This is a genomic window from Methylobacterium sp. A52T, assembly GCF_053346095.1.
In genome coordinates this window covers 1-20,148 of the sequence record NZ_JBKFBI010000112.1, presented here as the reverse complement: position 1 = coordinate 20,148, position 20,148 = coordinate 1, and the positions used below count along the sequence as shown (strand labels likewise).

General features: G+C 73.0%; 17 protein-coding genes. 7 read left to right on the top strand and 10 right to left on the bottom strand.

All coding sequences use genetic code 11. From position 1 onward, the window contains the following. Positions 1-363 precede the first annotated feature (363 nt). Together ACLBYE_RS22490 and mutS are read left to right on the top strand one after the other, a co-directional pair. A complete protein-coding gene (locus tag ACLBYE_RS22490; protein WP_447695861.1) occupies positions 364-672 on the top strand; it encodes a hypothetical protein in 309 nt (102 codons plus the stop codon). Positions 673-814: 142 nt separating this feature from the next. Further along, positions 815-3,532: a DNA mismatch repair protein MutS gene (gene mutS, locus ACLBYE_RS22485; RefSeq protein WP_447695860.1), complete on the top strand. Its 2,718-nt coding sequence runs from the start codon at positions 815-817 to the stop codon at positions 3,530-3,532. 213 nt (positions 3,533-3,745) lie between these two features. On the opposite strand, the gene ACLBYE_RS22480 is transcribed toward mutS, so the two are convergent. Both ACLBYE_RS22480 and ACLBYE_RS22475 read right to left on the bottom strand, forming a co-directional pair. After that, positions 3,746-4,171, bottom strand: coding sequence for a response regulator (locus ACLBYE_RS22480; protein ID WP_447695859.1), 426 nt, complete (start codon positions 4,169-4,171; stop codon positions 3,746-3,748). 57 nt (positions 4,172-4,228) lie between these two features. Beyond that, a complete protein-coding gene (locus tag ACLBYE_RS22475) occupies positions 4,229-5,305 on the bottom strand; it encodes a PAS domain-containing protein (RefSeq protein WP_447695858.1) in 1,077 nt (358 codons plus the stop codon). Between the two features lie 203 nt (positions 5,306-5,508). Here ACLBYE_RS22475 and ACLBYE_RS22470 point away from each other — a divergent pair, with 203 nt between their 5' ends. From ACLBYE_RS22470 to ACLBYE_RS22460, 3 genes are all read left to right on the top strand, one after another. Continuing rightward, positions 5,509-6,894, top strand: a complete 1,386-nt coding sequence (locus ACLBYE_RS22470; protein ID WP_447695857.1) for an AmpG family muropeptide MFS transporter — start codon at positions 5,509-5,511, stop codon at positions 6,892-6,894. A gap of 25 nt (positions 6,895-6,919) precedes the next feature. Further along, positions 6,920-7,858 carry an EcsC family protein gene (locus ACLBYE_RS22465; RefSeq protein WP_447695856.1) on the top strand — a complete coding sequence of 313 codons (939 nt, stop codon included), beginning with the start codon at positions 6,920-6,922 and terminating at the stop codon, positions 7,856-7,858. A gap of 82 nt (positions 7,859-7,940) precedes the next feature. After that, positions 7,941-8,600 (top strand): MgtC/SapB family protein, encoded by a 660-nt coding sequence (locus tag ACLBYE_RS22460; protein WP_082557725.1) that lies wholly within the window; start codon positions 7,941-7,943, stop codon positions 8,598-8,600. A 30-nt stretch (positions 8,601-8,630) separates the two neighbouring features. Here ACLBYE_RS22460 and ilvA read toward each other — a convergent pair whose 3' ends face one another. From ilvA to ACLBYE_RS22435, 5 genes are all read right to left on the bottom strand, one after another. Beyond that, the gene (ilvA, locus tag ACLBYE_RS22455; RefSeq protein ID WP_447695862.1) at positions 8,631-10,247 is read right to left on the bottom strand and encodes a threonine ammonia-lyase, biosynthetic; all 1,617 of its coding nucleotides are present in this window, start codon (positions 10,245-10,247) and stop codon (positions 8,631-8,633) included. A 1-nt stretch (position 10,248) separates the two neighbouring features. Next, complete coding sequence (locus ACLBYE_RS22450) at positions 10,249-10,596, bottom strand: diacylglycerol kinase (protein ID WP_447695855.1); 348 nt, start codon at positions 10,594-10,596, stop codon at positions 10,249-10,251. Next, the gene (locus tag ACLBYE_RS22445) at positions 10,593-11,651 is read right to left on the bottom strand and encodes an AbrB family transcriptional regulator (RefSeq protein WP_091680054.1); all 1,059 of its coding nucleotides are present in this window, start codon (positions 11,649-11,651) and stop codon (positions 10,593-10,595) included. Before ACLBYE_RS22445 ends, ACLBYE_RS22450 begins: the two co-directional genes overlap by 4 nt. 110 nt (positions 11,652-11,761) lie before the next feature. Next, positions 11,762-13,252, bottom strand: a complete 1,491-nt coding sequence (locus tag ACLBYE_RS22440; protein WP_447695854.1) for an argininosuccinate lyase — start codon at positions 13,250-13,252, stop codon at positions 11,762-11,764. A 90-nt stretch (positions 13,253-13,342) separates the two neighbouring features. Beyond that, positions 13,343-14,278 (bottom strand): LysR substrate-binding domain-containing protein, encoded by a 936-nt coding sequence (locus tag ACLBYE_RS22435; RefSeq protein ID WP_056522542.1) that lies wholly within the window; start codon positions 14,276-14,278, stop codon positions 13,343-13,345. A 136-nt stretch (positions 14,279-14,414) separates the two neighbouring features. Here ACLBYE_RS22435 and ACLBYE_RS22430 point away from each other — a divergent pair, with 136 nt between their 5' ends. Together ACLBYE_RS22430 and ACLBYE_RS22425 are read left to right on the top strand one after the other, a co-directional pair. Next, positions 14,415-16,004, top strand: coding sequence for a catalase (locus ACLBYE_RS22430; RefSeq protein ID WP_447695853.1), 1,590 nt, complete (start codon positions 14,415-14,417; stop codon positions 16,002-16,004). An 85-nt stretch (positions 16,005-16,089) separates the two neighbouring features. Next, on the top strand, positions 16,090-16,566 hold the full coding sequence (locus tag ACLBYE_RS22425; protein WP_447695852.1) for a cupin domain-containing protein: 477 nt from the start codon (positions 16,090-16,092) through the stop codon (positions 16,564-16,566). On the opposite strand, the gene ACLBYE_RS22420 is transcribed toward ACLBYE_RS22425, so the two are convergent. From ACLBYE_RS22420 to ACLBYE_RS22410, 3 genes are all read right to left on the bottom strand, one after another. Next, on the bottom strand, positions 16,518-17,762 hold the full coding sequence (locus ACLBYE_RS22420) for an MFS transporter (RefSeq protein WP_447695851.1): 1,245 nt from the start codon (positions 17,760-17,762) through the stop codon (positions 16,518-16,520). The genes ACLBYE_RS22425 and ACLBYE_RS22420 overlap by 49 nt on opposite strands. Continuing rightward, positions 17,759-19,390 (bottom strand): apolipoprotein N-acyltransferase, encoded by a 1,632-nt coding sequence (lnt, locus tag ACLBYE_RS22415; RefSeq protein WP_447695850.1) that lies wholly within the window; start codon positions 19,388-19,390, stop codon positions 17,759-17,761. The genes ACLBYE_RS22420 and lnt overlap by 4 nt, the downstream gene beginning before the upstream one ends. Positions 19,391-19,478: 88 nt before the next feature. Next, positions 19,479-20,148 (bottom strand): transporter associated domain-containing protein (locus ACLBYE_RS22410; protein WP_447695849.1); only part of this gene is annotated, 670 nt, incomplete at its 5' end.

Below are 20,148 nucleotides of genomic sequence, written 5' to 3'. Positions count from 1 at the left end.
GCGACTCTTCCGGACTGTTCTCATCCCTCACCCTGTCCCTCTCCCGCACGGGAGAGGGGACCCGCGCCTCGTTCGGCACGGGCTCGCCGATCGCCTGCGTCCCAACCCGATCGGGAACGGCTCTAGCCGCCGGGCACCCGCGGGAACGCGGGCCGGTCCACGCGGGCAAGTTGTAGAGCGATATTCAATGCACGGCCGGATCTCGCAAGTCTCCGCGCCGGCGCGTCCGGAAGCGCGCCGGGCGGCGCGGTAATCCGTCCGCTTCCCGGAAGCCACGTACTATTTTTCGCTCGCCGCTCCGGAACATGACGAGCACTTGTCACTTGGTGGTGGCCCATGAGGGCTGATCGGAGCTACTCCACGATGTCTTTTCGTTCTTTCCTGACCGCGGGTGTGGTCTTCGGCGGCCTCCTGGCCGGAACCGTCGCGTCGGAGGCCGCGCCCGCGATCGCGCAGCCCGGCTTCGCCGGATCCGACATGGTCGAGACCGTGGCGATGCATCGCCACCACCGCATGCATCATCACCGGATGCACCGCCATCACTCGACCCGGCACGAGCGCCGGATGCGGCGCATGAACACGATGCGGCACGGCAACCCGAACGCCCGCAACCCGTCGCGCCCGGGCTACCAGCAGCAGCTCGGCAACACCACGGGCGGCCCGCGCTACTGACATCGCGACCGCGCCCGGATCCCGCGCAGGCTGTGCCGGATCCGGGCGCCATCCACCGGCGATGCGGCGTCCGGGCGCCTTCTCCCCAGGCGCATCGGTTCGCCCGGCCTGATTCGCCGGCATCGCTCTGCTAAGAGGCGGCATGGCCAGAACCGCCGTCCGCCCCGCCGCCGACACGACGCCCACGCCCGGCCTGGACCCGGCCGGCGCGACGCCGATGATGGCGCAGTACATCGAGATCAAGGCCGCCAATCCGGACTGCCTGCTGTTCTACCGGATGGGCGACTTCTACGAGCTGTTCTTCGAGGACGCGGAGATCGCGTCCCGGGCCCTCGGCATCGTCCTGACGAAGCGCGGCAAGCACGCGGGCGGCGAGATCCCGATGTGCGGCGTGCCGGTCGACCGCTCCGACGACTATCTCAACCGCCTCATCGCCCTCGGCCACCGCGTGGCGGTGTGCGAGCAGACCGAGGATCCGGCCGAGGCCAAGAAGCGCGGGCCGAAATCCGTCGTCCGCCGCGAGGTCGTGCGGCTCGTCACCCCCGGCACGATCACGGAGGACCGGCTCCTCGACCCGGCCCGGGCCAATCTCCTCCTGGCCATCGGCCGCCGGAAGACCGGGGAGGGGGCGGTCGCCTACGGCCTCGCCGCGGTGGACATCTCGACGGGCCGCTTCTCCCTCAGCGAGGTCGCCGGCGGCGACCTGTCCGGCGCCATCGCCCGGCACGACCCGCGGGAGATCGTCCTGTCGGAGGCGATCCACGCCGATCCGGCCCTCGCGCGGCTCTGGCAGGAGAGCCGCGCCGCCGTCGTGCCCCTCGCGCAGGCCGAGCTCGAGCCCGCGGCCGCCGAGCGGCGCCTGCGCGAGCAGTACGGGGTCTCGACCCTGGAGGGGTTCGGCCAGTTCACCCGGGCCGAGATCGCGGCCGCGGGCGCGGCGCTGCTCTACATCGCCCGCACGCAGCTCGCGGCCCGTCCGCCCCTGGCGGTCCCGACCCGCGAGGATGGCGGCGCCACCCTGGCGATCGACGCGGCGACGCGGGCCAATCTCGAACTCACCCGCACCCTGTCGGGCGAGCGCGCCGGGAGCCTCCTCGCCACGATCGACCGGACCGTGACGGCGAACGGGGCGCGGCTGCTCGCCGAGCACCTCGCGGGCCCGCTGACCCATCTCGACGCCATCGCCCGGCGGCACGCCGCGGTGGCGTACCTGGTGGAGGACGCCCGCCTGCGCGGCTTCCTGCGCGACGCCCTGGCCCGCGCGCCCGACCTCGCGCGGGCCCTGTCGCGGACGGGGCTCGGTCGCGCGGGTCCGCGGGACCTCGCGGCGATCCGCGACGGCCTCGCGGTCGCGGCGGATCTCGGCGCGCGCCTCGCCACCATGAACGGTCTTCCGGCGGATCTCGCCCGGCTGGCCGAGCATCTGGCCGAGGCCGACCGGGCGCTCATCGCGACCCTGGCGGCGGCGCTCGCCGACGAGCTGCCCCTGAGCCGGCGCGACGGCGGCTTCGTCCGCGCGGGCTACCACCCGGAGATCGACGAGGCGCGGACCCTCGGACAGGATTCCCGCAAGGTGATCGCGGCCCTGCAGGCGCGCTACGCCGAGCAGACCGGCTGCCGGACCCTGCGGATCAAGCACAACAACCTGCTGGGCTACTTCATCGAGGTCCCGCAATCGGTCGGCGAGGCCTGCCTGAAGGGCCTGCAGAGCGAGTTCGTCCATCGCCAGACCATGGTGGACGCGATGCGCTTCACCAGCGTCGAGCTGGGCGAGCTCGAATCGAAGATCTCGGGCGCCTCCGACCGGGCCCTGGCCCTGGAGGCCGCCGTCTTCGACGACCTCGCGGCCCGCGTGCTGGCCCAGGCCGAGCCCATCGCCGAGGTGGCCGAGGCGCTGGCCGGGCTCGACGTGGCCGCGAGCCACGCGGAAATCGCCGTCGAACTCGACTGGCGGCGTCCCGTGGTCGACGACTCGCTCGCCTTCGTCGTGGTCGGCGGCCGTCACCCGGTGGTCGAGGCAGCCCTGCGCCGGGCCGGCGAGCCGTTCATCGCCAACGATTGCGACCTGTCCGGCGACACGCGCGGCCGGATCCGCCTGATCACCGGCCCCAACATGGGCGGCAAGTCGACCTTCCTGCGCCAGAACGCGCTGATCGCGGTGCTCGCCCAGATCGGCGCCTTCGTGCCGGCCGCGGAGGCACGGATCGGCCGGGTCGACCGGTTGTTCTCCCGCGTCGGCGCCGCCGACGACCTCGCCCGGGGGCAATCGACCTTCATGGTCGAGATGGTCGAGACCGCGGCGATCCTCAACCAGGCGACCCGGCGCTCCCTGGTGATCCTGGACGAGATCGGCCGCGGCACCGCGACCTTCGACGGCCTGTCGATCGCCTGGGCCTGCCTGGAGCACCTCCACGAGGTGAATGCCTGCCGGGCGCTGTTCGCCACGCATTTCCACGAGCTGACGGCGCTGGGCGACCGGCTGGCGCGGCTGGAGAACGCCACCCTGAAGGTGGCCGAGCACCGGGACGGCGTCGTGTTCCTGCACGAGGTCGTGCCGGGCGTCGCCGAGCGCAGCTACGGCCTTCAGGTCGCGCGGCTCGCCGGCCTGCCCGCCGGGGTCGTGACCCGGGCCGGGGCGATCCTCAAGAGCCTGGAGAAGGCCGAGCGCGGCCGCCCCGCCCGTGCCCGGATCGACGACCTGCCGCTCTTCGCTTCCCTCGCGCCACCCCCGCCGCCGGAGCCGCCGCCGGAGGATCCGCTGGGCGCGCTGCTCGACGCCATCGACCCGGACGCGCTGACGCCGCGGGAGGCGCTCGACGCGCTCTACCGGCTGAAGCGCGAGCGGGCGGGGCGGGGGTGAGGCTCGGACTCAGCCGCGTCTCGCGCGCTCCGGGGGCGACGGGCTCTATCGATTTCAGGCAGGCAGGCGATGGCGGAGCGCGACAGGCTCCCTCTCCCGTGCGGGAGAGGGGATCTGCGAGCTTCCAAGCGGGCGGACGAGCCGTCCGAGACATCGAACCTGTGTGATCCATAGCCCCCCTGCGGGGGCGGGCGAGATGCGGACTCCGAGAGATCACCCCGGCGCGGGCGAGAACCCGTCCGGGCATGCCGGCCCGTCGCGGCCGGCCCGGCGATCGGCCACGTAGTCAAGGGTGCTGGCGACGACGCGCTCGGAATAGGGCTTGGCGATCACCCCGATCGCGCCGGCGAAATCGGCCGGGATGCGCTTGGCGTTGGCGGTCATGAACACCACGGTGGTGCGCCGGTCGGCCGACAGCGCCCGGGCCACGTCGATCCCGGTCGGGCCGTCGACGAGGTGGATGTCGACGAGGGCGACGTCGGGCGCCGTGGACCGGCCCATCGCGATGGCCTCCGTCGCGTTGCCGGCGACGCCGACGGTGACGTGCCCGAGATCGTCCAGCAGGCATTCCAGCTCAAGGGCGATCAAGGCCTCGTCCTCGACCACGAGGATGCGGAGGGCGGCGTTCCCGGTCCCCATGCGCTCTCCGTTGTCCGGCCCCGCGGCCGACGAGCTTGAAGCCTCCACGGCGATTTCTCAAGCCGGCAGCTGGAGCGGGATGTCGATCTCGACGGTCGTGCCCGGGCCGGCATCCGCCCAGGCGATGGTCCCGCGCATCTGCCGGACCACCATCTCCACGAGATTGCGTCCGAAGCCCGCCGGGTTCGGGGCCGCCGCGGCGACGCCGACGCCGTCGTCGCGGATCGTCATGTGCATCCCGCCATCGGTGCGGCGGGCGACGATCGACACGCGCCCCTCGCGCTCGCCCGGGAAGGCGTGGCGCAGGGCGTTGGCCGTCAATTCGTGGATCATCAGCGCGAGCGGCGCCGCCATCGCGGCCGCCACCGCGATCGGCTCGACGTCGGCCTCCACGCGGCGCAGCTCCGGGTCCAGGCCGGCATTCATGTCGGCCAGGAACTCGACCGCGAAGTCGCCGAGGTTGAAGTGCGTGCAGTCGCCCTCGGAGTAGAGCATCCGGTGCGCCGTCGAGAGGGCGCCGATCCGCTCCGCCATGCCCTGGAGCGCGTCCCGCGCCTCGCCCTCGGGCGTGCGCCGGGCCTTCAGGAGCATCAGAGACGAGATCACCTGGAGATTGTTCTTCACCCGGTGATCGACCTCGTGGAGGAGGGCGGTCTTCTGCTCCAGCGCCGACGTCAGGTCCTGGGTCCGCGCCGCGACGAGGCGCTCCAGCTCGTCGTTGGTGCCGCGCATCGACACTTCCATCTGGTGGACATGGGTCATGTCCGCCTGCGCGGCGTAGAAGTAGGCGAGCCCCTCGGCGTCGCGCACCGGGGTGATGGTCATCGCGTTCCAGAAGGACGTCCCGTCCTTGCGATAGTTGAGCAGCTCCACCGAGATCGGCTCTTCGGCCTCCACGGCCGAGCGGATCCGCTGCACCGTCGACCGATCGGTGGCCGGCCCCTGCAGCATCCGGCAGTTGCGCCCGACGATCTCGTCCGCGGAATAGCCCGTGGCGCTCAGGAACGCGTCGTTCGCCCAGGCGATCGGGTTGTCGGGCGCGCGCGCATCGGTGATGACCATCGGCGACGGGCTCGACGCGAACGCGTCGACGAGCGTCGCGAGGGGCGGACCGGTCTCGGATCGGGCACTCAACGCGTCATTCCACAGTCAGGCGGTGCCCCCGTTCGTCCGGCGGCGCCACCATCGCGCTCCGACCGCGGGACGTGGACACCGCGTTAAGCAAGCTTCTACCAAGATTGGGGCGCAAGACAGCAGGATCCAGCGGAGAGAGGTGCGGCGTAAGGCTGCCACGATTTCGCGGGATCAAGGCCACGAAGGCTCAGGAGTTCCATGCCATGGCGAACCAGCCACAGGCGACGCGTCGATTCCGTCTCCGCGACATCGTCGAGGACCGGCGGATCGTGCTCATGCTGGCGCTCGGATTCTCGTCCGGCCTGCCGCTGCTCCTCGTGCTGGGGACCTTCACCCTCCGCCTCGCCTTCTCGGACATCGACGTGCGGGCGATCGGCCTGTTCAGCTACGTGGCGCTGCCCTACTCGCTGAAGTTCCTCTGGGCACCGGCGATCGACCGCCTGAACGTGCCGGTGCTGAGCGCCCGGCTCGGGCGCCGCCGCGCCTGGATGGTGACCACCCAGGCCGCGGTCGCGCTGTGCCTGATCTTGATGGCCTTCTCGGACCCGAAGACCAACCTCGCACTCCTGGGCCTCGGCGCCTTCCTGGTGGCGTTCTGCGCGGCGAGCCAGGACGTCGTGATCGACGGCTGGCGCATCGACGCCGCCGGCAGTGACTTCCAGGGCATCCTGGCGGCGACCTCGAACCTCGGCTACCGACTGGGCCTGATCACCGCCGGCGCGGGCGCGCTGTTCATCGCCTCGGCGGGCGGCTGGACGCTGGCCTACCTGATCATGGCCGCGCTGATGCTGGTCGGGATGATCGCCGCCCTGCTGGCCCCGGCCTTCGACGCGCCGCGCGCCGCGCGGGTCGAGACGCCCGGCCGGTCGCGACTCTGGTCGATGCGCCGCGCCATCCTGGAGCCGCTGACCGAGCTGCACGGCCGGTTCGGCGGCGCGCTCTGGGGCATCCTCCTGCTCGTGGCCCTGTTCCGGCTGCCCGACTTCCTGTCCGGCGTCATGGCGAGCCCGCTGTACCGGACGCTCGGCTTCGACCTGAAGGAGATCGCCACCGTCACCAAGCTCTACGGCATCTGGGTCGGCATCGCGGGCGGCTTCGCGGGCGGCTGGGCGCTCGCCCGCTTCGGCCTGTTCCCGACGCTGCTGCTCGGCGCCTTCCTGGCGGCAGCCTCGCACCTCGCCTTCGCGTGGCTGGCGGCCGGCGCGCCCGATATCTGGCGCCTCACGGTGGCGATCTCGATCGAGAATTTCTGCGGCTCCTTCGCGGGGATCGTGCTGATCGCCTACATGTCGAGCCTCACGAGCCCGGCCTACGCGGCGACGCAGTACGCGCTGTTCTCCTCGCTCTACGCGCTGCCGGGCAAGCTGATTGCGGGCTCGTCGGGCTTCGTGGTCGCGGCGATCGGCTACCCGGCCTTCTTCGTCATGACCTCCCTCGTGGGAATCCCCGTCCTCGTGCTCTGCCTCGCGGTCGGGCGGCGGAGCGGGCGTGTGGAGGCCGCGGCCCCGGCGCGGGACGCCCAGGAGCCGGGGAACCGCATCCCGGGGCCCGAGCTTCCTACCACGGCGCGCGCCCCCGGGGCCGCGTGAGCGGGACAGATCCAGGGATCGACGGATGAGCACGAGCGACCTCACCCGCGCCGGCGAGACGCTGCCGGCGGAGACGCCGGAGATAGCGCTGAGCGACGCGGACCTCGCCGCCCTGCGCCGCGCCGTGCAGGTGCTGGAGCGTCCGAGCCTCGCGGCGCGGCTCTCCGCGGCGGCCGGCGCGCCCCTCGACATCATCGGCCGATCGCTGCCGACCCCGGTCACCGAGGCCGTCAGCCGCAGCACCGAGGTGGCCATGCGGGGCGCGCTGCGCGTCGCGCTGGCGACGCTGCCGCGCAAGGAGCTCGTCCCCGCCGAGGGCGAGGGGCTCGGCGGCGTGGCCGCGAGGGCCGAGAGCCGTCTCGCGCGGCTGCTCGGCTCGGGCGACGCCAAGCACAAGGCGATGGCGGCGCTCTCGGGCGCGGTCGGCGGCGCGTTCGGCCTCGCGACGCTGGCGGTCGAGCTGCCGGTCTCGACCACGCTGATGCTGCGCTCGATCGCCGAGATCGCCCGGGAGGAGGGGGAGGATCTCGAGACCCCCGAGGGCGCGCTCGCCTGCGTGCAGGTCTTCGCCCTCGGCGGCCGGGCCATGGCCGAGACCGAGGCGGGCTCGGCGCTCACCGAGAGCGGCTACTTCGCGGTCCGCGCGGCCCTGGCCAAGACGCTCTCCGAGGCGGCCCGCTACGCCGGGAGCAAGACGCTCCTCGACCAGTCGGCCCCGGCGCTGATCCGCTTCACCGCGCAGATCGCCGCGCGCTTCGGGCTCGTGGTCTCCCAGAAGGTCGCCGCGCAGGCGGTGCCGATCCTCGGCGCCTTCGGCGGGGCGGCGGTCAACACCGCCTTCATGAATCACTTCCAATCGACCGCGCGGGCGCATTTCACCGTGCGGCGGCTGGAGCGCGCCTACGGCACCGCCGCCGTGCGGGCCGCCTACGAGGTCGAGAAGGCGGCGCTCGGGATCGCTTGATCCGCCCGCGGTAAAGCCGCAAGGATCCGCGCCATCCGCACGGGGCGGAGGCACGGAGGCGGTCCTGATCGGCAACGGCGAGATGGTGGCCCGGCTGGCGCTGGCGGCCCTGTTCGGCAGCGTGGTCGGCCTGGAGCGCGAGCGGCTGCTCTGGGCGGCCGGCCTGCGGACCCACATGCTGGTCTGCGTCGGCTCCTGCCTGATCATGCTGGTCTCGGCCTTCGGCTTCGCCGACGTGCTGGGCGCCGAACACGTGGTGCTCGACCCCTCCCGTATCGCCGCGCAGGTCGTCTCCGGCATCGGCTTCCTCGGCGCGGGGACGATCCTGCTGCGCGGCGAGGTCGTGAAGGGCCTCACCACGGCGGCGAGCCTCTGGGGCGTGGCGGCGATCGGGCTGGCGATCGGCAGCGGCCTCTACGTGCCGGCCCTCGCCGCGACGGCGCTCATCGTCGGCATCCTGGCCGGCGTGAAGCCCTTCGAGGAGCGCTGGCGCGACCGGATGCGCGCCCAGACGCTGCGGCTGACCGCCAAACGCGGCACCATGTCGATCGACACCCTCCAGGCGGCGACCGGCGAGCGCGCCTCGCGCGTCCGGACCTTCACGGTCCATCCGGGCCCCGACCCGGACCACGACGAGGTCACCGTCACCTTCGTGCGCCTGTCGCGGACGAGCTTCGAGACCATCGCGGCGAAGCTGCGGGCGATGCCGGACGTCACCTCCGTCGACGTGGCGGAGAGCTGACGGCGCGTGACGCGGGCGAGCCGCCGGCGCTCAGAGCGCCCCGGCGCCCTCGCCGTCGAGGAACAGGCGGTAGGCCGGGTTCTCGGTCTCGTCGGTGGCCGGGTAGCCGAGCGCCTCGATCACGGCGTCGAACCGGGCGCGCTCGGCCGGCGGCACCGCGATCCCGGCGAGCACCCGGCCGTAATCGGCGCCGTGGTTGCGGTAGTGGAACAGCGTGATGTCGAAGTCCGGGCCCAGCGCCTCCAGGAACTTCATCAGCGCGCCCGGCCGCTCCGGGAACTGGAAGCGGAACAGGCGCTCGTGCGCCACCCCGACAGCCCGGCCGCCGACCATGTAGCGGACATGGACCTTCGCCATCTCGTTGTCGCTCATGTCGAGGACGCGGTAGCCGGCGTCGCGCAGGGATCCGATCAGCGCCTGCTTCTCGCGCTTGCCGCCGCCGACGTTGATGCCCACGAAGATCTGCGCCTCGGAGCCCGGGGCGTGGCGGTAGTTGAACTCGGTGACGGCGCGCGGGCCGAGGGCCTGGATGAAGGCGCGGTAGGCGCCCGGACGTTCCGGGATGGTCACGCCGATCAGGACCTCGCGCTGCTCGCCGATCTCGGCGCGCTCGGCGATGTGGCGCAGGCGGTCGAAGTTCAGGTTCGCCCCCGACGAGATGGCGATCAGCGTGCCGTCGCCGCCCTCGCGCTCGGCGTAGAGCTTGGCACCGGCGAGGCTCAGCGCCCCGGAGGGCTCGGACACCGCGCGAGTGTCGTCGAAGATGTCCTTGACCGCGGCGCACATGGCGTCGGTGTCCACGGTGATGACCTCGTCGAGGTGCTCGCGGCAGAGCCGGAAGGTCTCCTCGCCGGCCTGCCGCACCGCGACGCCGTCGGCGAACAGGCCGACGCTCGGCAGGCTGACCCGGGTGTCGGCCGCGAGCGCGGCGGCCATGCAGGCGGCGTCCTCGGGCTCGACGCCGATCACCTTGGTGCCGGGCCGCAAATACTTCACGAAGGTGGCGATCCCGGCGGCCAGCCCGCCGCCGCCCACCGGCACGAAGATCGCCTCGATCGGGCCGGTATGCTGCTCCAGGATCTCCTTGCCGATGGTGCCCTGGCCGGCGATCACGTCCGGATCGTCGAAGGGGTGCAGGAAGGTCAGGCCCTCTTCGGCCTCGAGGATCTTGGCCTGCGCCAGCGCCTCGTCGAAGGCGTCGCCGTGCAGCACGACCTCGGCCCCGCGCGCCCGGCAGGCATCGACCTTGATCGAGGGGGTGGTGCGCGGCATCACGATCACGGCCCGCGCGCCGAGCTTGGCGGCGGCGAGGGCGACGCCCTGCGCGTGGTTGCCCGCCGAGGCGCAGACGACGCCGCGGGCGATCTGGTCGGGGCGCAGGCCCGACATCTTGTTGTAGGCGCCGCGCAGCTTGAACGAGAAGACCGGCTGGAGATCCTCGCGCTTGAGCAGGACCGGCCGGCCGAGCCGCTGCGTCAGGCGCGGCATCGGATCGAGGGGGCTCTCGATCGCCACGTCGTAGACGCGGGCGGTGAGGATCTTGCGGATGTAGTCCGTCACGGTGTGCAGTCTCGGCCGATGCGCGGGGCGATGCCGGCCAGATAGACCCTCCGGCCCGCGGATGCGAGCGCGCCCCGCGCGCGGCAGGTCAGCCGAGACGGTCCACCAGCGCCGCCACCCAGACGAGCAGCGCCGCCATCTGCGCCATGAAGGTGCCGGCGGAGGCGAGGTCCTTCACGGTGCCGATCATCGGGTGATGCCCCGGATGGACGTGGTCGCAGAGCTTCTCGACGGCGGTGTTCAGGAACTCCGCGGCCAGCATCAGCAGCAGGCTGACCATCAGGGCGACCCGCACCCAGAGCGTCGCGCCGAGGAACAGCGCGACCGGGATCCCGAGCGCCAGGAGCACGAGTTCCTGCCGGACGGCCAGCTCGGTCCGCGCGCCGTGACGCAGGCCGCGCCAGGAGTTGAGGAAGGCGAGGACCAGGGCGTTCATCGGATGGCGGCCTCCGGCACGGACCGGCTGATCCACTTGGCGAGCAGCGGGCCGGTGAGCAGCACCACGAACAGGCGCAGGGTCTGGACGGCCAGCACGAAGGAGACGTCCGCCTTCGAGCCGACCGCGATGATCGCCACCGAATCGAGGCCGCCGGGGCTCGTGGCGAGGATCGCCGTCAGCAGGTCGATGGGCAGCAGCAGAGTCAGACCCCAGCCCCAGGCCGCGCAGAGGGCGATGACCGAGAAGGTCGCCGCCAGGATGCCCGGCAGGGCGGTGACGGTCAGGCGCAGCGTCTCGCGGGTGAAGCGCAGGCCCACGTAGATGCCGATGCACGCGTAGGCGAGTTCGAGGAGCGGCACCGGCAGCGCCATCCGGACGAGCCCGGTGGCGTGAAGCAGGCTGCCGAGCACCATCGGCCCGATCTGCGCGCCGGCCGGAACCCGCAGGGCGAGCGCCGCGCCCGCGCCGACGACGGCGACCGCGAGCGTCGCCAGCAGCGAGAGCGGGCCGGTGACCTCGCCGGCGCCGGACGACGCCCCCGGGACTGGGGCCTCCATCAGGAAGCGGGCCGCCAGCGAGGCCGAGAACACCACGGCGGCGACGCGCACGTACTGCATGAAGGCGACGAGGCGCGGATCGGCGCCGAAATCCTCGGCCATCGCCACCATGGCGGAGGCGCCGCCGGGGGACGAGCCCCAGGCCGCGGTGGTCCCGGGGAGCACGCGCAGGCGCGTCAGGATCCAGCCGACGAGGCCGCTGACCGCGACGGTGACCAGCACGACCGCGACGATGAGCGGCCCGTCCTCCATCAGGGTCTGGGCGATCTGCCCGGTGACGGCGTGCGCGACGAGGCAGCCGATCGCCGCCTGGGAGGCCTGGAACGCGGGCCGCGGGACGCGCAGGCGCGAACCGCCGACGCCGAAGGCGATGGCCGCGATCATCGGCCCGAGCAGCAGCGCGGCCGGGAACTGCGCCTGCATCAGGCCGTACGACACGGCCGCCGACGCGGCGGCGAGGGCGGCCCAGAGGCCGAGGGTGCGGAGAGGGGGCAAGGCGACCGATCGGGAGAGGCCCGCTTCAGCCGGCAGGCGTCAGGCGCGCGCTATACCGCAATATTGGCCCTGTCACGGCAGAGTTTCGGCACGGCGCCCCCGCGCGGAATTCAGGGCTCGCGCGTGAGGGCCGCGAAGGCGGCATCGAGGCGCGCCCGGGCGTCGGCCAGGCCCTTCCGGCGGGCGTCGAGCCAGTCGCGGTCGGTCCGCAGCCGCGCCTGCGCGGCGCCCAGCATCCGCCGGACCTCAGCGGGCTGCGGGCCGCCCAGCCCCTTCGCGGCGTCGATCATGCCGCGCGCCGACAGCGCCGCCCGGAAGCGGGCCTCGTCGAGGGGCAGGTCCGGCTTCAGCCCCGAACCGGCCGCGGCCTCGGCGTAGATGCGCCGCACCTCCGGGAAGGGCAGGTCGGCCGGGCGCAGGTCGTGGCTGCGGCCGTAGCTCACGAGCTCGGACGCGAAGTGGTGGCCGAGCCGGAACGGCACGTCGGCCTCGCGCTGGAGCGTGTCGGCGAGCTCGGTGGTGGTGGCGTAGTCCGCCGCGACCTCGTCGGCGGCGCGCGCCCGGTCCACGACCAGCCCGTCGAGGACGCGCGTCCAGCGCCGGCACATCTCGGCGGCCTCGGCCAGGGTCCGCCCCGGCGGCTCGGCCTGGTTGCGCTTGTAGTCCGGCATGCCGGAATCGACGTTGTGCGCCATGATGACGAAGGCCTGGGCAGCCCCCACGACGTCGCTGGCCTTCATGCGCAGGCTGTAGAGCGCGACGGGGTTGCGCTTCTGCGGCATGATGCTGCTCGGCCCGGTGAGCGCGCCCTCCCGCAGCAGGATCCAGGGCCGGGTCTGGTGGTACTGCGCGTAGAGATCCTGCGCGAAGCTGCCGGCCGTGGTCGCGAGGTTCGCCGCGAGCCCGGTCAGCTCGATTCCCATATCCATCGGCGCGAGCTGGCCGGAATCGTAGCTGTTCTCCACCGGCGCGTCGAAGCCGAGCAGCGCCGCCAGCCTCTCGCGGTCCACCGGGAAGCTCGACGTGCCCAGGGCGGCCGCGCCCAGGGGCGACAGGTTCAGCCGCGCCCAGGTCTCCCGGAGACGGTCGGCGTCGCGGGCGAGGACGGATGCGTAGCCCAGGTAGACGTGCCCGAGCGTCGTCGGCTGGGCCTGCACCCCGTTGGTGTAGGCCGGGACGATCGTGTCGGCCTCGCGCTCGGCCACTGCCAGCAGAGCCGCCCGGGTCTCGTCGAGCGCCTTGGCCAGGTTCAGGAGACGGTCGCGCTGCTCGAGCTTCAGCACCGTCGGGATGATGTCCTGGCGGCTGCGCCCGGAATGCATCCGCGTGGCGTCGGCCCCCGCGATGGCGGTGATCAGCGGCTCGATCCGCAGGTAATCGTCCGGCCGCTCGGCGCCCGGCTTGGCGGCCTCGGCGGCGACCTGGTCGAGGGCGCGGGCGACGGTCGCGCCCAGCGCCCGCGGCACGATGCCGGTCTCCACCGTCATCACCAGGGAGGCGCGGTTGATCTGGTCGATCCGGGCGAAGCTGTCCTTCGGCTCGGCGCGCGCGCCCGCGGGGATCAGCAGCGCCAGTACGGCCCAGACCATCGTGCGCCGCATCGAGCCGCTCCCTGTCGTCACCCGTCCTGATAGACCGGTTGCGGCTCCTCTTCCTATTCACAACCGCTCAAGGTGGGCGTCCGCGGCGGCTCAGGCGACGGCCTCCCCGTCGCGGCAGGCGGCCGTGCCCGCTGGCGCGTGCGCCCGGAAGAATGCGGCCAGGCTCGCGAGGCCGGCGGCCCGCGGATCGCTCGCGCGCCAGACCAGCGCGATGGTCCGACCGGGACCGTCGACGTCGAAGGCGCGGGTCACCGTCAGGCCGCTGGGATCGGGGCTCGCCGGCACCGCCAGGGCCGGCAGCAGCGTGTAGCCGGCGCCGGCCGCCACCATCGAGCGGAGCGTCTCCAGGCTGGTGGCGTGGCGGCCGACCGACGAACCGGCGCCGCAGGCGGCGATCGTCTGGTCGCGCAGGCAGTTGCCCTCGTCGAGGAGCAGCAGGTCCGGCCCCGCGATCTCGTTGGCGGAGAGCGCGCCGCCCCGGGCGAGGGTGTGCTCGGCCGGGCAGGCGAGCCAGAACGGCTCGACGAACAGCGGCGAGACCGCGAGCCCGTGCGAGGGCAGCGGCAGCGAGACCAGGGCCGCGTCGATGCGGCCGTCGCGCAGCCCCTCGACGATGTCGGCCGTCCGCGATTCGGACAGCGAGAGCATCAGCAGCGGGTACTGCTCGCGCAGGGGCCGTAGCACCAGCGGGAAGAAGTAGGGGCCGAGCGTCTGGATCGCCGCCAGCACGAGGCGCCCGGTGAGCGGCGAGCCGCGCCCCTCGCTGGCCAGGGCCAGGAGCCGCTGCGCCTCCGCCAGGACGACCCGCGCCTGCCGGACGATGGCCTGCCCCGCCTCGGTGAGCAGGATCCGCCGGTTCGAGCGCTCGAACAAAGTCAGGCCGAGCGCGGTTTCCAGCTTACGGACCTGCACGCTCAGCGTCGGCTGGCTGACGTTGCAGCGCTCAGCGGCCCGGCCGAAATGCCCCTCGTCGGCGACGGCGACGACGTATTCGAGATCGCGGAGTGAGAGGCCGGCCAGATTCATAGGCTGCGTCTATCAGAACCTTTGTGACGATGCATTTGCCTCGGGGTCATGCCGCGGTCATAACCCTTCACCAGAACGGTTCCAGGCTGACTCCTCTGTCCACCGAGAGCCTTCGCAGTACGGAGAGACGGTACGCATGAGCGATCAACGCCCGATCCTGACCACCCGCCAGGGCCATCCGGTCCGCGACAACCAGAGCACCCGCACGGTCGGTGAGCGGGGCCCGGCCACGCTCGAGAACTACCAGTTCATCGAGAAGATCACGCATTTCGACCGCGAGCGGATCCCGGAGCGCGTCGTCCACGCCCGCGGCGCCGGCGCCCACGGCTGGTTCGAGGCCTACGGCAAGATCGGCGACGAGCCGGCCTCCAAGTACACCCGCGCCCGCGTGCTGAACGAGACCGGCGTGAAGACGCCGATGTTCGTGCGCTTCTCGACGGTCGCCGGCGCCAAGGAGAGCCCGGAGACCGAGCGCGATCCGCGCGGCTTCGCGGTCAAGTTCAAGACCGTCGACGGCAATTGGGACCTCGTGGGCAACAACCTCAAGGTCTTCTTCATCCGCGACGCGATCAAGTTCCCCGACATGATCCACGCGTTCAAGCCGGACCCGGTGACGAACCGGCAGGAGGCGTGGCGCTTCTTCGACTTCGTGGCCCAGCACCCCGAGTCGATCCACATGGTGACGCACCTGAAGTCGCCCTGGGGCATCCCGGCCAATTACCGCGAGATGGAAGGCTCGGGCGTCAACACCTACAAGCTGGTCAACGACCAGGGTGAGGCGGTGCTCTGCAAGTTCCACTGGGAGCCGAAGCAGGGCGTGCGCAACCTGACCTCGCAGCAGGCCTCCGAGATCCAGGCCAAGGATGTCGGCCACGCGACCCGTGACCTGTACGACAACATCAAGGCCGGGAATTTCCCCGAGTGGGAATTCTGCGTCCAGATCATGCCGGACGGCCCGAATGACCACCTGTCGTTCGACCCGCTGGACGACACGAAGCTGTGGCCGATGGACCAGTTCCCGCTGCTGCCGGTGGGCCGCATGGTGCTCGACCGCGTGCCGGACAACTTCTTCGCCGAGGTCGAGCAGTCGGCCTTCGGGACCGGCGTGCTGGTCGACGGCATCGACTTCTCGGACGACAAGATGCTGCAGGGGCGGACGCTGTCCTACTCGGACACGCAGCGCTACCGCGTCGGCGCCAACTACCTCCAGCTGCCGATCAACGCGCCGCAGCCCGGCGTGAAGGTCTACTCGAACCAGCGCGACGGTCAGATGGCCTACACGGTCGACGGCACCGGCCCGAACAAGCACATCAACTACGAGCCGTCGACGCTGGCCGAGGGCCTGCGCGAGGCGCCGAAGCCCGCCAAGGACTACCACCAGCCGGTGGAGGGCCGCCTCGGGCGCTACCAGACCTCGCGCACCGAGGACGACTACACCCAGGCCGGCGTCCGGTACCGCTCGTTCCAGGATTGGGAGCGCGACGACCTGATCGCCAACCTCGTGGCCGACATGAAGCAGTGCCCCGAGCCGATCCAGCTGCGGATGGTCTGGCACTTCTGGCACGCCGACGAGGATTACGGCCGCCGCGTCGCCGAGGGCGCCGGGATCGATCTGGAGAAGGCCAAGTCGCTGCCGCCGCTGCCGGGCCGCGCCGCGCCGGGCAAGCGCCTGCAGTCCGAGACCCTGACCGACGGCTCGCAGGCGCACCGGGTCGCCGCCGAGTAAGCCTCGCGCGGGCGCTCATCGACACAGCCCCGCGCGGTCACCCGGCCGCGCGGGGTTCTCGTTTCTGGATCGGACGGAGGCGGCGATGGCGAGTGTCGTGCACCGCGGGCCCGGCCCGAACGCCGTCATCGGCGGCATGCGGGTCTCCTATCTCGCGCGCAGCGACGAGACCGGCGACGGCCTCGGCATCTACCGCGTCGCGATGGATCCCCGGACGCCGGGTGCCGGACTGCACCGCCACGCCCGGCTGACCGAGACGTTCTCGGTCGAGGCGGGCCGGCTCGCGCTCCACGTCGACGGTGCGGATCACGATCTCGGACCGGGCGACTTCGCGCTGATCCCGCCCGGCGTCGCGCACGCTTTCGCCAACCGCGGCGACGGGCCGGTGCGGTTCACGCTGAGCTTCGCGCCGGCGCTCGGCCGCGAGGGCTTCTTCGAGGGTCTGGCCCGGCTCGCCGAGGAGGGCCGGCTCGGCGACGCCGCCGCGATGACCGACCTGATGGCGCGCTACGATCAGGAACCGCTGGCCGGGTTCGCCGGCTGGAGCGCGGTCGGCGGCTGAGAGCCCGCATCCCGCGACCCGGGTTCGGCCGCGCTGACCTTCCGGTCGCGTCCGGCGGCCAGCCCGATCAGGATCGCCGCGACGGTGATGCCGACGAACAGGGCGCCCGGCACGGCCCAGCCGCCGGTCGCCTCGTGGGCGAGACCGAAGACCAGCGGCCCCAGCGCGGCGCAGGTGTAGCCGATGCCCTGCGCCATGGCCGAGAGGCCGGCGGCGCTCGCCGCGTCCGCGGCGCGCAGCACGATCAGGGTCAGCCCCAGCCCGAAACAGCCGCCGATCCCGAAGCCCAGCGCGCAGGCGGCGGGGATCCGCAGGGACTCCGCCCCGAAGGCGAGGACCACGAAGGCGGCGGCGGTCAGGCCGGGAATCACGACGATCCAGGCGCGCTGGTCGCGGGCGCGGGCCGCCAGCATGGCGACCAGCAGGGCGCCCGGCGCCTGCACCAGCGTCGCCAGCGAGGCGTAGAGCCCGGCATTCAGCGGCGTCAGCCCGCGGCCCTGCAGCAGCAGCGGCAGCCAGCCGAACAGGATGTAGGCGAGCGAGGATTGCAGGCCCATGAAGCCCGTCACCCACCACGCCAGCGGGTTGCGGAGCAGCCGCCCGGCGGAGGGCGCGGCGGTCGAGGCGGTGCGGCGGGCGAACGGGATCCACACGAAGGCCGCCACCAGAGCGGGCAGCGACCAGATCGCCAGGGCGGACGGCCAGCCGCCCCCGAGGGCGTGCTCCACCGGCACCGAGGCGCCGGCGCCCGCGGCCGCGCCGAGGCACAGGGTCATCGTGTAGAGGCCGGTCATCAGGCCGCCGTTGCCGGCGAAATCGCGCTTCACCAGTGCCGGCAACAGGACGTTGTCGATCCCGATCCCGATGGCCGCCAGCGCCGTCCCGGCGAAGAGCGGCACGAGGCCGCCGAGACCGCGGAGCGTCAGGCCGGCGACGAGGATGGTCGAGCCGGCGAGCACCGCGAGGTCGGGCCCGATCCGGCGGATCAGCGGCGCGGCCAGCGCGCAGGCGATGCCGAGGCACAGGACCGGCAGCGTCGTGAGGATGGCGGCGCCGCCGGCGCCGAGGCCCGTGCCGTCGCGGATCGTCGCCAGCAGGGGGCCGACCGTGCTGAGCGCCGGGCGCAGGTTGAACGCGACCAGCATCAGCGCGAGGCCGAGCAGGAACCGGTTCGCTGTGGCCCGGTCCGAACTCACGGCCGCCGCCGCGCGATCACGGCCCCGCCCAGGCAGGCGGCCAGCATCAGCGCGAAGGCGGCGTCGCCGAACTGGCCGTAGAGCGTGCCGCCGACGATGCGGGCGGGCAGGTCCGCGTCGAGCCAGGTCTCGGTGTCGAGCGCGGTGCGGGCGACGACGCGGCCGTGCGGGTCGATCACCGCGGAGATCCCGGTATTGGCGTCGCGCACGAGCGGCAGCCCCTCCTCGACGGCGCGCAGGCGCGCCTGGGCGAGGTGCTGGCGCGGCCCCGGCGTGTCGCCGAACCACGCGTCGTTGGTGACGTTCAGGATCAGCCCCGGCGGCTGCGGGGACGGCGCGGCGTGCCCGGCGGGCAGGATCGCGCCCGGGAAGATCGCCTCGTAGCAGATGGTCGCCGCGACCGGCGGCAGGCCCGGCACCGTCAGGATCCGCTGCCCGGCGAGCGTCCCGGCCGAGAACCCGCCGGGGATCGCCACGAACTGGCGCAGACCCACGGCCCGCAGGGCGGCGTCGAGGGGCGCGGGGAGGTACTCCCCGAACGGGACGAGGTGGACCTTGTCGTAGCTGTCGGAGATCCGGCCGTCCGGGCCGATCACCAGGACGGCGTTGTAGAAGCGCAGACGCTCGCCCGGCAGCGGCTCCTCGGCGCGGGCCGCCCCGGTGATCAAGTGCTGCCCGGGCTTGAGGCCGGCCGCCACCTTAGCCAGGGCGTCGGGGTCGCGCTGGATCAGGAACGGGAAGGCCGATTCCGGCCAGACGATGTGGGTCGGTTCCGGCGCGCCGGCCTCCGTCGGGCGCTGGCTCAGCTCGATGTAGCGGTCGACGATGTCGGCCCGGTTCTCGGGCCTGAACTTGGCGTCCTGGGGTAGGTTGGGCTGGACGAGCCGCAGCCGGACACCCGCGACCACCGGGTCGGGCGGACCGAGCCGCTCGGCCCCGTAGAGCGCCAGGCCGGCGAGCACGATCGCGGCGGCTGCGCTCGGCCCGAACCGGGCGCGCGGGTTCGCGCCGGTGGCGAGCGTCGCGGGCGCCGCGCAGACCAGCGCGGCCAGGATGCACAGGCCGTAGAGCCCGACCGCCGCCGCCCCCTGCATCAGCCAGAGGTTCTGGGCCAGCGCCATCCCGAGGGTGTTCCAGGGGAACCCCGTGAACAGGTGGCCGCGCAGCCAGTCGGCCGCGCCGAGCCCGAAGGCGAGGGCGGCGATCCGCGCCGCGCCGCGGCTCCAGAGCAGGCCCGCGGCGCCGAAACCGGCGCCGTAGAACAGGCCGAGCACGAAGGGCAGGCCGATCACGCCGAGCGGCAGGGCCCAGAGGAACTCCTCGGCCTCGACCAGGAAGGCCTGGCCCAGCCACCAGAGTCCGGCGGTGAGGTAGCCGAAGCCCCAGGCCCAGCCGATGAGGAAGCAGGGCGCGAATCGCCGGACCGTCGTCCGGCCGGCGGCCGCCCCGTCCTGCAGCCAGACCGCGATCGTTAGGGAGACCGCGAGGGCCGGCAGGAGCCCGTAGGGCGGCATGGCCAGCGCGCCCAGGGCGCCGGCGAGCCACGCCAGCCCGAGCCGGCGCCAGCCGGTCAGGCGCGCGACCGCCAGCACCGCGCCCGGCACGCGCGCCCGCTCCGGATCGGACATGGGACCCGGGATCGGCCCGCGCATCGGTGCGCCGGCCGCCGCGGGCGACCGGGCGAAACCGTCCACCAGACTCGTCACGCCGCGACCGTCACGGGTGCGGCGTCTCGGCGACCGGGGCGTTCGCGGGCGGTGGCAGGGCGAGCGGCACGACGTTGCCGATGCGCGCCGCGCCCTTGTGGAACCGGAGCCGCTTCAGGCGGCGCGGATCGGCGTCGAGCACCTCGAACTCGAGGTCGCCGGGGCCGGCGATCAGCTCGCCGCGCGACGGCACGCGGCCCGCCAGGGTCACGATCATGCCGCCCAGCGTGTCGATCTCCTCGGCCATCTCCCCGACGGCCGCGACGAGGTCGACGCCCGTCACCTCGGAGACCTCGGCCAGCGGAGTGCGCGCGTCTGCCACGAAGACCTCGCCCTCGCCCTCGACGCGCTGGACGTGCTTGTCCTCGGCGACGTCGTGCTCGTCCTCGATGTCGCCGACCACGACCTCGATCAGATCCTCGATGGAGATCAGCCCGTCGGTGCCGCCGTACTCGTCGATGACGAGCGCCATGTGGGTGCGGGTCGCCTGCATCCGCACCAGCAGGTCGATCGCCGGCATGGAGGGGGGCACGAACAGGACCGGCCGCTGGATGCGCGCCGCCGCGAGCGTGGTCGTCAGATCGACCTTGCCGAGGTCCAGGCCGCGCGGCAGGCGCGCCGCGGGCCGGCGCGGGCGCGGCGCGGCCGGCGTGTCCGCCGCGCCGTCGACCGCGAGTTCG